Annotated in this window: 14 protein-coding genes; 10 read left to right on the top strand and 4 right to left on the bottom strand. The window is 44.8% G+C overall.

Annotated elements, in window-relative coordinates; genetic code table 11:
• Positions 1-181: 181 nt before the first annotated feature.
• The gene (locus FGI41_RS05065; protein WP_176560127.1) at positions 182-1,099 is read left to right on the top strand and encodes a HamA C-terminal domain-containing protein; all 918 of its coding nucleotides are present in this window, start codon (positions 182-184) and stop codon (positions 1,097-1,099) included.
• A gap of 12 nt (positions 1,100-1,111) precedes the next feature.
• Positions 1,112-3,748: a DEAD/DEAH box helicase gene (locus FGI41_RS05060; protein WP_139488846.1), complete on the top strand. Its 2,637-nt coding sequence runs from the start codon at positions 1,112-1,114 to the stop codon at positions 3,746-3,748.
• 52 nt (positions 3,749-3,800) lie between these two features.
• Here the strand turns inward: FGI41_RS05060 and FGI41_RS05055 are convergent, their stop codons facing one another.
• A complete protein-coding gene (locus FGI41_RS05055; protein ID WP_255298330.1) occupies positions 3,801-4,766 on the bottom strand; it encodes an SDR family oxidoreductase in 966 nt (321 codons plus the stop codon).
• 95 nt (positions 4,767-4,861) lie between these two features.
• On the opposite strand from FGI41_RS05055, the gene FGI41_RS05050 reads away from it, so the two are divergent.
• The 3 genes from FGI41_RS05050 (at position 4,862) to FGI41_RS05040 (ending at position 7,807) form a co-directional block, all read left to right on the top strand.
• Positions 4,862-5,881, top strand: a complete 1,020-nt coding sequence (locus FGI41_RS05050; protein ID WP_139488845.1) for a helix-turn-helix transcriptional regulator — start codon at positions 4,862-4,864, stop codon at positions 5,879-5,881.
• Between the two features lie 69 nt (positions 5,882-5,950).
• On the top strand, positions 5,951-6,850 hold the full coding sequence (locus FGI41_RS05045) for a LysM peptidoglycan-binding domain-containing protein (RefSeq protein WP_139488844.1): 900 nt from the start codon (positions 5,951-5,953) through the stop codon (positions 6,848-6,850).
• Positions 6,851-6,898: 48 nt separating this feature from the next.
• Positions 6,899-7,807, top strand: a complete 909-nt coding sequence (locus FGI41_RS05040; RefSeq protein ID WP_139488843.1) for a LysM peptidoglycan-binding domain-containing protein — start codon at positions 6,899-6,901, stop codon at positions 7,805-7,807.
• 10 nt (positions 7,808-7,817) lie between these two features.
• Here the strand turns inward: FGI41_RS05040 and FGI41_RS05035 are convergent, their stop codons facing one another.
• Positions 7,818-8,840 carry a DUF3231 family protein gene (locus FGI41_RS05035; protein WP_139488842.1) on the bottom strand — a complete coding sequence of 341 codons (1,023 nt, stop codon included), beginning with the start codon at positions 8,838-8,840 and terminating at the stop codon, positions 7,818-7,820.
• A gap of 171 nt (positions 8,841-9,011) precedes the next feature.
• Between FGI41_RS05035 and FGI41_RS05030 the strand changes: the two genes are divergently transcribed.
• A complete protein-coding gene (locus FGI41_RS05030; RefSeq protein WP_176560126.1) occupies positions 9,012-9,203 on the top strand; it encodes a hypothetical protein in 192 nt (63 codons plus the stop codon).
• A gap of 116 nt (positions 9,204-9,319) precedes the next feature.
• On the opposite strand, the gene FGI41_RS05025 is transcribed toward FGI41_RS05030, so the two are convergent.
• Both FGI41_RS05025 and FGI41_RS05020 read right to left on the bottom strand, forming a co-directional pair.
• Positions 9,320-10,054, bottom strand: a complete 735-nt coding sequence (locus FGI41_RS05025) for an alpha/beta hydrolase (RefSeq protein ID WP_139488840.1) — start codon at positions 10,052-10,054, stop codon at positions 9,320-9,322.
• A gap of 66 nt (positions 10,055-10,120) precedes the next feature.
• Complete coding sequence (locus tag FGI41_RS05020) at positions 10,121-10,438, bottom strand: hypothetical protein (protein ID WP_139488839.1); 318 nt, start codon at positions 10,436-10,438, stop codon at positions 10,121-10,123.
• 120 nt (positions 10,439-10,558) lie between these two features.
• Between FGI41_RS05020 and FGI41_RS05015 the strand changes: the two genes are divergently transcribed.
• The 4 genes from FGI41_RS05015 (at position 10,559) to desB (ending at position 13,922) form a co-directional block, all read left to right on the top strand.
• Positions 10,559-11,263: a pirin family protein gene (locus FGI41_RS05015; RefSeq protein WP_139488838.1), complete on the top strand. Its 705-nt coding sequence runs from the start codon at positions 10,559-10,561 to the stop codon at positions 11,261-11,263.
• A 308-nt stretch (positions 11,264-11,571) separates the two neighbouring features.
• A complete protein-coding gene (locus FGI41_RS05010) occupies positions 11,572-11,943 on the top strand; it encodes an RDD family protein (protein WP_139488837.1) in 372 nt (123 codons plus the stop codon).
• 106 nt (positions 11,944-12,049) lie between these two features.
• Positions 12,050-12,451 (top strand): hypothetical protein, encoded by a 402-nt coding sequence (locus FGI41_RS05005; RefSeq protein ID WP_139488836.1) that lies wholly within the window; start codon positions 12,050-12,052, stop codon positions 12,449-12,451.
• 370 nt (positions 12,452-12,821) lie between these two features.
• Complete coding sequence (gene desB, locus FGI41_RS05000; RefSeq protein ID WP_139488835.1) at positions 12,822-13,922, top strand: Delta(10) desaturase DesB; 1,101 nt, start codon at positions 12,822-12,824, stop codon at positions 13,920-13,922.
• The last annotated feature ends 66 nt before the right edge of the window (positions 13,923-13,988 follow it).

The following is a 13,988-nucleotide window of genomic DNA, read 5'->3' as shown; positions in this document are numbered from 1 at the left end:
AGGAGTGAAAAAGAAGACCACGTGGGCCACGGCGGTGCAGAAGCTGGAGGCTCAGGCGGTCTTTTTTATAGAGATTTATTTAGAATGATAACCAAATGTTGTAACTTATGGTTTAAAAGATATAATAAAAGGAAAATAAATAATAACTTGATAGTTAATAATATCTTTTAAGGTGATAGAATTGGACTGGGATAAATTGGTACAAATTGATGATAAATGGATTGATGAGCACCTAGTAAACCAAATTGTATTAAATGACACTAAGCTAAAAGTTAGAGGATACAGTATTAAATTTTCGGGTAATTTATACAAATTTGATTCACTAGCTGATTTTGCGGCAAGTCAAATTGCAGAGTTTGTTTTTGGACCGAGAAAAATAAAAGAATTAGGAAGTGTCAAGGCTTATAGAGAGGCATCAAAATATTTTGGAAAAAAGGATCCGAAAACTGATGGTAAATATGGTGAATTGTTGTTGTTTTTATTTGTAGAGAGCGTATTAAAATGTCCTATGGTTGCAACAAAACTTATTACTTTGACTAATCCGGTTGATCAAGTTAAGGGTGGGGACGGAATCTTTTTAGGAAACTATGAATATTTACCGGGAAAGAGTAATACAGCATGCTTAATTGGAGAATCGAAGATTATGGATGGTTTTTCAAAATGTGTTGACGATGCGCTAGAGTCTTTAGATCGATTTCACGATCATTTGAATTCTGCAAGATTTAGTACATTCGAGTTTAATGTGGCAAGAAATAATTTAATACTCGAAGATATAGATATCGAATATTTGTATAATTCTCTAAAGCCTGGTACAGAAGAATTCAACAACAATATATTAGTCCATCCAGTTTTCCTAATGTATAACACAAAACATATTGGTGTGATTGAACAAAGCGCATATCTTAAAACTGAAGCAGAAGAGATGATAAAGGAATACTTAGAAGAGAAGGGGAAAGTATTTCTTAAATCAATACAGGAAAAGTTAAAAATATATAGTGGGTTAAGAAGTGTTTGTTTGGATTTTTTCATAATTCCAGTTAATGATGTAACAAAGTTTCGAAACGCTGTCTACTTTCAAATACACGGAACAGAACCCTAAGAGGAATGAGATATGGAACAGGCATATGAAAATATATACAATCATCCAACTTTAAATCGAGTAATCAATGAATTACAAAAGGGGTATTTGTATAAAACTCAACTTAACAAGCATTTGAATTTACAGATGTCTTTTAAAGAAGAAATACAAAAAGCAGGATGGTTAGCTACCATACTTGCGGATAGTGACAATGAAAGTCACAAGCAAAAAGCACAAATATTCGCTGCGTTGTTGTACCTCGTCTTTAAAGAAGATATCAACTGTAATCAGTTAAGTTATATTATATTTTCAAGAACTGGAAATTTAGTTGCTACTAAGTTTTTAGATTCATTATTTGAATCTGATAGTAGTGATATTGCATCATCTAAATTTAGATATAACTTTGGAGCGGTACTTGATATTGAATTAGGATATAAGAGACATGTCAATACAATTTTGCTCAATAATCGATTGAGTATATTGGCAACCGATTTTCAAAGAATGTTATGGGATATATTATTTGAAAATAATAAAATTTCTATATCAGCGCCTACTTCAAGTGGTAAATCGTTCGTTATTAAAAGTTTCATAAATATGAATTTTGCAAAGAAACAAAGTTATTCAGTGCTTTATATAGCTCCTACGAAAGCCTTATTAAATCAAGTTAGTGAAGAGTTTAGAAGTACACTTGATAGAGATGTAAATGTTAGAACGGCATTTATAGACAAAGAGTTTCTAAAAAATAATAGTTTAAAAAATATTTTTATTTTGACGCCAGAAAGATGCTTGAAGTTACTTCAAAATGCAGATCAATATTCGATAGTTCCAGATTTTGTTTTTGTTGATGAAATACAAAATGTAGAAGATGAAAATGGTAGGGGCATTTTGATGGAATTTGTTTTAGATGAGATATCAAAAAAATGGAGAAGTTCCAAAATTGTAACCGCAGGTCCATATATTAAACGTAATAACGCATTATTTGTTAATCTATTTGGTACAGATAGTGTGGAAGTCCAAACTACATTATCTCCTGTTTTCCAAATAAGATGCATTGTAAAACCAGATATTGAAAAAAATCAAATTTGTCTGTTTTATAAATCTCTCACAGAAAAAAATTCGAAACTGAATATAAATATACCTGCGAATTTTAATGTCAAGAAAGAGTTTGATTCTCATGTTTATAAATCTGTAACTAAATCAGTTAAGGTTTTGGGGAATGTTGGGCAAAGTATAGTATATGCTGCTAGAGCTGACTATGCCGAGCGTTGGGCAATGGAACTATCAGGGGAGATTGATACAATTAATGGAAATAGCGAGATAGATGAACTAATTGAATACTTAACTGAAGAAATACATCCAAAGTACTTTTTAATAAAATGTCTTAAAGCGGGAGTTGCTTTTCATCATAGCAAACTACCTGATATTGTTCGGAGAGAGATTGAAAATCAATTTAGTCGTGGGCTTATTAAGTATTTATGTTGTACCTCAACACTAATACAGGGTGTCAATCTTCCTGCTAATAATCTTTTTGTTGTCTCGCCTAAAAAGAAAACCGAGAATCTATCCTTATTTGAATTTGGTAATCTAATGGGGAGAGCAGGAAGAATTAAAGATTCTTTATATGGCACAATTTATTGTATAGAAAAAAATGAATGGGCTGATGAATATCTTAATAGGGCATACGAGAAAGAGGTAATACCTGCATCAAATAAGTCGTTGTCAAATATAGAGAGTATATTAAATAACATAGATAAGCCAACCACAGAGATTAATAATGCTTGTGATGGATTTACGATATCCCTGTTAAGACATAAATTTATCAGTTCAGAAAAGGAATTTAATCAATATTTACAAAAGAAGGGGGTTCATATTAAGGATAAAACTAAGATCATAGAAAAATTTAAAGATACACTTTCAAATATTACTCTTAACAGTAAGGTAATATCATTAAATCCATCAATAGACCCAATGCTACAAGATAGGTTGTATAAAGAGATATTAAAGGATGGTCTAAGTAAATGGGTAATTATACCCAACTCTAATTTTAATAAGAGAATGAATAAAGATAAAATTCAAGATTTGAAGTATCACGAATTACCTTTTTACTGGCAGTTGGTTAATACAATTGAAAAGTTGGATTCTATTTTTAGTATTAAAAATGAGGCCTTTAGAAAGCATGACATAAAGCATTCTCTTAGACGTTTTGCGTTTTTTAGTATTAGATGGCTCCAGAGCAACAGTTATCGTGAGATTATTGATGAAGAAATCTCTTTTTCAAATATTGAACTAGACAATGAACGGTTAATAAACAAAAAAATTAACGAAGTAGTTAATGTTCATTCAAAAATTGTTACGTTTTTGCTTGTTAAATATTACAAGTTATTAACAGATATTTTAGATTTCATCATGTCTGAAGCTGAAAAAGAAAAATATAAATTAACTTTGTCCTTGCCAATAATGCTTGAATTAGGAACTATGGAACCCATAGCAATTCAGTTGATATCAGCTGGTGTTACCAGAAGTGTGGCAATAAGAGTACTCAGAGAATTTAAGAAAGTGTCTAACTATGAACAGTTAGACGTATTTGAATGGCTTGAGAATAATGGAAGTCGGATGCGTATCAAACCTATTTATCTTAAATATCTTCGAGAGCTAAATTTAATTAAATAATAGGACACAAAGGTTCCATTCTGTTATGGGAACCTTTGTTGTGCAAGCTAACCTAGTTAATTTGTAGCTCGGCAAAATAGTTCCCCCAATGCGGACGGCTCCCGTCTTGATCCACAAACGGATACTCCTCCGACAACCCCCACGTACTCAGCGTCTGTCCCGACTTCCGAGCCACCTCTGGATCCCCCGCCAACGCCGCAACAGCCCGACCGATATAATAAGGAGTCTCGGATGCGATAAAATGCGGCTCCTGCTTCGTCGCATCCCGCCAGTTCTCCTCTGTTACGCCAAAATGGGTAAGCATCGCTTCCGAACGCAGAAACCCCGGAGTCAGCGCCACGGCTGTAACGTTGTGAGGTTTCAAATCTTCCGCCATCGCCATCGCCAGATGCATAGCCGAGATTTTTGCCAGACTGTAATACAGATTCCCGCGATACTTGTAGTCCACGCCGTCTGTGATCTCGATGATCAGCCCCTGACCGCGCTCCACCATCAGCGGTGCACCGTAGTAGCTGGTCAGCATGTGGGATTGCACCGCGTTTTTTTGGATCAAAAGACCGTTGTGCAGATCGTGCTCCCAAAACGGTTGGCCCCACTTGGTCAGAGGATCGCCGCCCCAGACATCGTTGACCAATAGATCGAGCTGTCCGTTCTGCTCGCGCTTGACCTGCTCGAACAAGGCTTTCACATCTGCTTCGACCGTGTGATCTACGCGCACAGGAATCCCAACACCACCGCACTGATTGACCAGCTCGGCTGTCTCCTCGATGGTTTCGCTCCGGCCCATGGGGGATGGGCCGCCGTTACGTGTGCTTCTGCCCGTGACGTATACGGTCGCCCCGGCTTCACCCAGCATCATGGCGATTCCGCGACCTGCGCCCCGTGTCGCGCCTGCTACGACGGCTACTTTTCCGTGCAAAGGCAGGCGAGATCTCTGATCGGGATGCGTCTTGTCCCCTCGTGCTTGGCTCTGATCTGGCTCTCCCATGTAGTGCCCGCTGCATTTTTCCTGTGTCATCTCCAACACTCCTTATCAATCCGTTGATACCCATAGTATAATCCCTATATATGACATCCATTGTCATGTTAAAAAAGAAGCAGGAGGAGCCAAACATGAGAGCCGACCGGTTACTGCAGATTCTGCTCTTGCTCCAAAACCGCGGCAAACAGACCGCCAAAGAATTAGCCACTGAGCTGGAGGTCACCGAACGCACCATCCTCCGCGACCTCGAAGCACTCGGTCAGGCAGGTATCCCCGTGGTGGCCGAGCGGGGAAAGCACGGTGGGTGGCGGCTCATGGACGACTACCGCACCAATCTGACAGGGCTTAAGGAAGAGGAAATCCACGCGCTGTTCATCTCACCATCCAGCCATCTGCTCGCCGACCTCGGCATGGAAAAGGGAGCGGAACTCGCCCGTCATAAGCTGTTGGCATCGCTTCCGCGTCTTTATCAAAAGCAGGCAAAGGACGTCTGGGAACGGCTTCATGTGGACACCCGCACCTGGCGGCAGTCTGGGGAGAAGGTCGGGGGCGAGGTGTTTCAAGCGTTGCAGCAGGCGGTATGGATGGAGCGCAGAGTCAAGATGACATACGAGCGGGCGGATGGGGAGATGGTGGAGCGGATTGTGGAGCCGCTCGGGCTGGTGGCGAAGGGGAGTACATGGTATGTGGTGGCATCGCGAAGACGAGAAACAGAGGCTGTCGGTGATCAAGCTGAGAAAAGCAACGAATATCGTACATACCGCGTCACTCGGATCAAGTCGATTATCATGACCGAGGATACCTTTTTGCGACCTGTTGGCTTTCAGTTAGCCGCATACTGGGAGAACTCGACCCGGCAATTCTTGGAGCATCTGCCGACCTATGAGGCGAAAGTAGAGGTTTCGCCTTCTGCCGTGCCGAGAATGACGTTTACCGGACGTTTTGTGCAGATGATTCATAAGGATGAGCCATGCATGGATGGTTGGACCCCGATGACCCTATGCTTTGAGACAAGGGAGGAAGCGGCAGGCTATCTGTTAGGATTTGCTGACCAAGTCAGGGCGATACAGCCGCAGGAGCTGCGCGAACAGATCGTAGAAATGGCTAGAGCTGTTTTGATGATGGACGACGATGAGCCACATAAAGAATAACCTGGATCGGGCCGAACCCTCCTATTTTTGCCTGCATAACCTATAGGCAAATGAGGAGGGGTTTTTATTATGCTGCATGTGGTAAAACCAGATGATACCTTGACCAAAATCGCCAATCAGTACAGAACCACAGTCCAATCGATTATGAATGCCAATGTGATCTGCAACCCTAATTATCTTTTTATCGGGCAACCCCTGATTATTCCAGGGCGGGATTGGTCAGGAGCAAAAGCGGGGGGAACTCCCTACTATGTCACGTTCACCGGGGACACTCTGGAATGTTTGGGCTCGCAATTTTCCAGAAGTGTCGCTTCATTGGCGAGAGCCAATCAGATCGCTGATCCCAATCAGCTTGCTTCAGGACTGGAACTGAATGTCAGTTACCGGACCAATACAACCCCGCAGCAGTTATTTGAGGAATGGAATCTGCCTGCGGACATGTGTGACGGTTTCAGGACGCTTCGATATCTGCCGGGAACCTTTACGTATGAAAGCTTTACATGGGAATCGTTTGGGGAAGAAGCTGTGCCGTATCTCGAACGACTGTTGCGAAATCCATGTCCCGATGTCCGCTATTACGCCGTGATGAGCCTGGGGAGGATCGGGAAGGGGCGCGCGGCCGCTTTTGCACTGCAGATGGCTTCGCAGGACCGGGATCAGTCAGTGAGCAGTTTGGCTCAACTCGGACTGCAGCGTTTTCGGATCGTAGCTGCGAATCAAACGAAACGATACCATGTGCTTACAACCGATCAGAAGCTGTTGTCACAGCCGAATTTGTCTTCTGACTCGATACCGCTTAAAAAAGGCACGCCTGTCTTTGCGATACGCTGGTATATTCCAAGCCCGACGAATGAAGGGAGGGGCTTTTCTGAACCGCATATTTATGACCTCGTTCAGGTGGCTGAGACGGGACAGCGGGGGTATCTGGTCAGGGAGGGCTATCAATTTGCTGCGCCGCTGCTGCTGTAGGAACGTCCCTGAACAGGAAAATGAGACTATGGCTGGAGGAGAGATTTTATGGCGGTTCACCAAGTAAAGCCAAATGATACATTGCAATCTATCGCCAATCAATATGGAGTCACGACAGAGTCCATCATGGCGGCCAATGTGATCTGCAATCCCAATTATCTTCCTGTCGGGCAACCGCTTGTCATCCCTGAGCCCAATCCCACAGCACCACCTGATTCGCAACGAGTTACGATAAAGGCAGGCGGCTCTCCCTACTATGTCGTCAACCAAGGGGATACCCTCTTGTGTTTGGCCAGACAATTTTCACAGAGTGTGGAATCGCTTATCCAGACCAATCAGATTAGTCACCCAAACCGTCTAACTCCCGGTATGGAACTGCTGGTCAAACAGGAGATGCCCGATCCCCAAGAACTGCTGAAGAGATGGGCTGATGTCACGATCGATCAATGTGATCTGATCAATATGGCTTGGAACGAGGCGATCTATTATCGCGGTTCATTTCAATGGGAAGCGCTGGGTGAAAAGGCCGTGCCTTACCTTCGTCTTCTGCTGAAACATCCATGTGATACTGTGCGCAGCTCGGCAGTCACCAGTCTGGGTCGGATCGCAAGAGGGAGGGGCGTCGCTTCTGCTTTACAGCAGGCCCTGCTGGATCAAGACGACCTGGTTGTACAAAAAGCGCGATTGGCACTAAAACGGTACCAACTTGTCCAGAGATGGGGCAAAAGAGTTCATATCACTATGAATCCTATGAGATTGTATAATAACCCGGTTCCGAATGCTTCGAGTACCAATATCCCGGAAGGCACCCCGATCATCATACTCAGATGGTGGATATCCGTTCCAAATGAAGAAGAAGCGATGGGGTATCAATTTTTTGACTATGTGCAGATCCTCGAAACCGGCGAAACCGGCTACCTTCCCAGAGCAGCGAACGGTCCGATGATGTACATCTAAGCCTTACCCCCTACGAATAAATCAACTGGTGCCGATCTGTCACAAGAGGGGGCTGCTCCAGCCAATTTCGGTCGACTAAAAGGTCAAAGGTGTCTTTTGCATAGACCATCACTCCGGCAATGATATTGCTGTAATTGGCAACGAGATCGGTTCGCATGGTAAGCGACAAGGCATGTGAAAGTAACGTGATATCAACCGAATTCAACACATGAATCATGCACAGGATCAGCTTGTCAGAAAACGGAGAAACCGTAGAAGCGGTCACTTCCATGCTGGTCGTCACGGTGCCTAACAGGTCTTCTTCCAGTAGCAATTTGTTGAAAAAGGAGATTTGGGATTCGCTCAATTGTTTTCCCCGCAGGACGAAGTCTCTCAATTTCTTCTCTTCCAGCACTTGGGCAAACCCGAGCATCAGAATCACGGAGAAGTAATTGCGCTCGATGTTGAAAAAGATTTCGGATAACTCAACCGCATTCAATGGGCGCTTCTTTCCGAACATACCCGTCAAGAAAGACTCTTTCTGCACATACTCGATTTTGTTCGGATAGTTCATTTTGGGCGGACGGTCATAGATCCCTTTTTCCAACATCATCTTGACGGCTTTACCGAACATCTCGGTGGATGTATGTATACATTCATTGAAGAAGTCAAGCACATCCAGTCGAACGTTGTTGGAGGCGGTAAACCCGAGATTGATGATCGATAACCGATTCATCATATAGATGTAGCTGAGAGTAAACGAATCATGAAAAAGCTGGGGAGCAGCGGTATTCACATCACCTTCCGAGAAAGCGGCGGGAATCGGGAAATTTTCTGCACGGAAAAATTGTTTGATTTTGTCCATACGGCCCTGAGAAATGTCCAGCGCTTCTTTCGCTAACGGGATGATATCCGCATCCTGTAGGTGTTGCAGGAGGTAGGTCAGAAAACAAGTGGACATACTTTCTTGAAAATAAACACCCCAAAGTCCACCGATTTCCGTACAGGTAAATTGAATATTGATCGACTTTTCACTGGGTTTCTGCGTATCCATAAATCCTCCGAAATCTTTTTTCCTTACTATACCCATACCGTTTCACCTGTTATCCATCGTTCGTCACAGATTGTATATGATTGAAACATAAATACACATTTTACGACTAAATCACCCGCACTCGGAAGATACTAACACCTGACCATTTCGAGGAAAACGAGGTGTTTGACCATGCTATCTGCCAAACAGCGTGAGCAAGTCCGCAACAAAATGCGCAGCGACGAAAGCAAGATCGTCAACATCGTGCTCAAGGACGACGACCAAGTAGCCGGCGAGATCGACAAGGCGACGAGCGAAGGTATCTTTCTGACAGATGGACGTCACTACCCGTATGAAGACATTCAGGAGATCAACGGCCTGTAAGTCCCCAAGAACTGAATATCCAACAAAAAAAGTTGTGTGGCGTTCCATCCCACACAACTTTTTTATGCCTGCAATCTGCCATTTCATCAACCGTCAACCCAAGGTACCCTAAGCCCCTAAAACCCAGCCGTCGGGAAAAAGTGCTTCAGCCCATCCGGCAGCATCCGTTGCCAGAAGCCCCACAGATGATCCCCATGATCCTCCTGATAGGACAGCTTGACTCCTTTTTCCTCCAAAATGGCTTTCGTATCCCGGTTATAGGTCACAAAATCAAATGTCCCGATGTGCGTCTCCACCGCCGTCTCCTCCAAGCCCACAACCATCCACAGATTGAGCCAGGACAAGTCTTCGGCTGCCTTCAGCTGCTCCTGTGTCGCTTCAAAAAACGCACCGGAGAGCGCCAGTACATTGGGGAACATCTCTGGATAATCCAACGCGAGATGCAGGGAAACCGTACCGCCCAGCGAATCACCGGCCAGAACACGTTCTTGTGGCGTACGGCGGACAGGGTAGCGTTCTTCGATATACGGGATCAATTCCTCCGCAAAAAACTTTTTATACCCCGGATTGAGCGAACCGATCGGGGAGTACTCGCTCGTGCGTTTGCTGCGCTCCACCGACACACCGACGATGATGACAGGCTCCATGCCTTCCTCAAGGATCAGATGGTTCGTCAGGGTCGCAACCCGGCCCATGGTAAAAAAGTCATTCCCGTCCTGGCAGTACACCACCGGGTATGAGAGCATTTCATTATATCCAGGCGGCAGATACACCTTCACAGAGCGTGGTGCATCCAGATACACGCTGGGAACCTCTTCTTTGTTAATCGTGCGTTTCAGATATTCAGACAAGCGTAAGCGCCTCCTATTGGGGAAGTATAACAAAAAACTTGTCCTTCCATTATGCAGGAAGGGGGATTAAGATTGATACCCCATTTTCGAATCCGCGAAGATCCGCACGACATGGGAAGCTTCATCATAGGTGACATCCCCGTCTTTGGAGTAGTACCACCATTTTTGTGTAGGCTGGCCTGGGGTTTCTTCTACCACGAACAGGTTCAGCTCATGCCGATTGCTTACCAGCTCATCGACAATCTCCCGCTGGTCGGTATGGATCAGAAACTCCCAGCCGCCCGTCACCTCATGCAGCTCATAGGCAATCCCTTGTTTCACCGCATCCAAAAAAGACCGGCTGCCAACCATATGCTTTATCATTAGATTTCGTTGCATAGACATATTCGTAACACTCCAATTCAGAATGATCAAGATCGGGTTATCTTTTGATGGTTACTTGACAAAAGTAAGTATATCACAGTATCATGCATCCATAAAGCACTTCGATTGGAGGACGTCCACATGATCAAGGTCTATCCGGCAGAATCCCGCTTCTCAGCGGATCATGGCTGGCTGAAAAGCAACTTTAGTTTCTCTTTCGGCGAGTATCATGATCCAAAAAATTTGAACTTCGGCCCGCTCCGCGTGTTCAATGATGACACCGTGGCCCCGCAAAAAGGCTTCGGTGCCCATCCACACCGCGAGATGGAGATCGTCTCTGTCGTGCTGAGCGGTGAGATCAAGCATGAGGACAGCACAGGCAACTCCGAAATCCTGCGTCCGGGTGAAATCCAGCGTATGACCGCCGGAACTGGTATCATTCACTCCGAATTTAACTCCTCCGCGACCGAAGAACTGAGCTTTTTGCAGCTGTGGTTTATGCCAAACGAGCGAGGCTTAGCCCCATCCTATGAGCAAAAAGCATATGACCCCACAGCGATGAAAAATAATCTGCTGCCCGTGGTATCCGGTCAAGCGCCTTCTGAGCGTGTCGTATCGATCCACCAAGACTTGACGATGTATCTGTCCGAGCTCGAAGCAGGCAAAGCCCTGACCTTCACCCAGCAACAGGATCGCAGAACCTACCTGTTCGTGATCGAAGGTGAGCTTACCCTGAACCAAGAGACCCAGCTTCGCAGGCGGGATGCTGCAAGAATCACCGATCTGACCCAGCTTGAGATACAGTCAGGCACTGGTTCTACTTTTATGTTGATTGATTTGCCGTAAGTATGTCCGACCATAACCGGATGAAATGGGAACAAACCTGCATGAAACGGTAAAAAGCTCGCGTAAGCTGCAAACGCGGGCTTTTTGTGTTGGCTATAATTGCCTAGGAAATAGAGAAGGAAACCGTGACTCAAGAACTATCATTCTATCAAAAAACATCCAATATATGGATTTGTCGAAAAGTTTTTAGTACTTTTTTATCAGAAAAGAGTTTCAATCGGTAGGTGAAAAGGTATATATTATTACATAACGATATATTATTTTTTTCCAAACCTTTTGTTATCCTTTATTGATGGGGGTTGATCCGTATGATGACAACGAATGACAGACCTACCTTATTGAGAAGACTGTTTGCAAGAATGGTAGATGGTATTTTATTTTTAATTCTGGGCGTAGGAGTTTCGCTCTTAGTGAAAGCTAATGTGGTGTGGGTGGTATTTGCTGTCGGCTTGTTCCTCACACTGTTTGTATATGGTCAAAGTGTAGGCGACCGCTTGTTCAAGATGAAGCTGGTATCAACCGACGAGACACAGCCGGTTACCGCTTGGCGGATTCTCGTACGCGTCATGCTTTTGCCAGTGGGACTTTTGCACATGGTCACCGTACTGGATGTCACCGAAAGAAGACAGCTTTTGCATGATCAGATCGCCAAAACCGAAATGATTGTGACATCGAAGTGATAGAATGCCCGAAACTCTCGGACAGCTATTGTAAATCGGCAAGTCCAACGGTATGATAAGAGTTGGATGTTCTATCCACGTAATTCCATATCGAAGGAGTTGTCACATGAAACACGTACATACACTCGCCGCGCTTTTCGCGCTCCTGAGCATCATTCTTCCGATCATCGGGATGACGTTCGCCAAGCTGAACAAACAGCAGCTCATCTCCCGCGCACGTAAGACCTTCACCTTCGTCCGCATTCAAAACCTGTTCCTCATCATTTCCCTGATCACCGGGGTACTCCAATGGGGCCGTTTTGAATTCAACTGGTGGATCATCACGGTATTCATCCTGTTCCTCGCGATCGCAGCGACACTCGGAATCACGATGAAATCCCTGCGCGTCCTCATCAGCCAGGCGGAGAGCAATCAGCCTTACCAGCCAAGCATCAGCAAGTTCATCACCATGAGTACGGTGGCTACGGTTGTGGCGTTTGCGATGTTGGCGCTTAAATTGATGTATTAATTCACAAAACGTATATAAATCAGCTAGATAAAATGTCCCTTCTTACAGGCAGGTAGATACAAGCACTATCCTGTTCTTGGAAGGGACATTTTTTATCCAAAAATAGGGAACGACTTGAATAAACCCTGCATATGATAGCTAAGTTGCTTCCCAAAAAAGATTTTTGTCATTTTTGTGAACCACTTATAACAAAGCTCTTCCAACGCCATAATATTCCTGTAACGACGCGCTTTTTCCATATAGAACCAATTGTTAGTACCAGGTAATAAAAAAACATTGCATTACCTCTTATGTCTTGTTACGATAACAGTAATGTGTTTTGTAAATGACAGACTTATTCAAAAAGCCGGACTATCAAAGGAGCAATTCGATGAAAGATCTCCACACCTTCGGATGGTACGCTGCGCGTATCTCTCCACATCTCCCAGCACAAGTGTTTCAACCTGTACCCGCACGACTATGGGGAGGACTGGCCTACCTGTTGGTTTCATTGGCTGGGATTCTGACCATTGGCTTGTTAGATCTGCACCCAGGTCTTAACCTGCTGATCGCCCTTGTCCTGGGACTCAGTTTCGCAGGTAAATGCTTTCTGGGTCACGAAATTCTGCATGGTACGGTCGTCCGTAGACCATGGCTTCGAGATTTTCTTGGTGCGATTGCGTTCTTCCCGATGAGCACAGGCCCAGGCTTGTGGCGCAAGTGGCACAATGTCACCCACCACGTGCATACCCAGCATGACGTGAACGACCCGGACGCATGGTCCACACTGGAGCAGCTGATGAAACGTCCACTTCTGAGCCATATGTACCGTCTGCCGCGTTTTGTCCGTTCCACCGGGTACTTCAGCTTTTTGACAATCAACTTTTCCTTCGTCGCTACCCGCAACTTCTTCGTGAACCTGAAGAATTTCGAAGCCAAAAAACGCCCGTTGCTGTGGATGCAGTTTTTGATTCCGTGGGGAACGTGGATTGGACTCCTTTTCATGGTAGGACTGGAAAAATGGATCTTTGCATACCTGATCCCAGCGTTGATCGCGAACTTCATCCTCAGCGCCTATATCGCGACCAACCATAACTTAAACCCACTTACCGCAGTGAATGACCCACTTGCGAACAGCCTCTCTGTCCGCGTACCAAAATGGGTGGATGTCCTTCACTTCAACTTCTCTTACCACGCTGAGCATCACCTTTTCCCAGGCATCAGCCCTAAGTACTATCCGCTGGTGAAGGAGCACATCCTCAAAATGTGGCCGGAACGCTATCACTCGATGTCGTTCGGCAAAGCGATGCTGGCTCTCTGGAAGACACCGCGTATCTATAAAACCCATGAAGATCTGGTTGACCCGATCCCTGGCAATCTGTATCCGACCATCGGTTATGGTCTCGATACGGAGCATCCAGAACAGGTGAGCTATCGTGCAGCTGATGTAGAAGCAGGTCGTGTGGAGAAGAAGGCCAACGCAGAAGTCTAGCGTGACCCGCTCCCTATAGATGATACGAACGAAAAATCCCTTTCTGAATGGCAGGCTGGTTTCAAG

Origin of the sequence: Brevibacillus dissolubilis (genome assembly GCF_006170445.1) — a bacterium.
Lineage (GTDB): Bacteria > Bacillota > Bacilli > Brevibacillales > Brevibacillaceae > Brevibacillus_B > Brevibacillus_B dissolubilis.
This window is presented reverse-complemented; position numbering and strand designations above follow the sequence as displayed.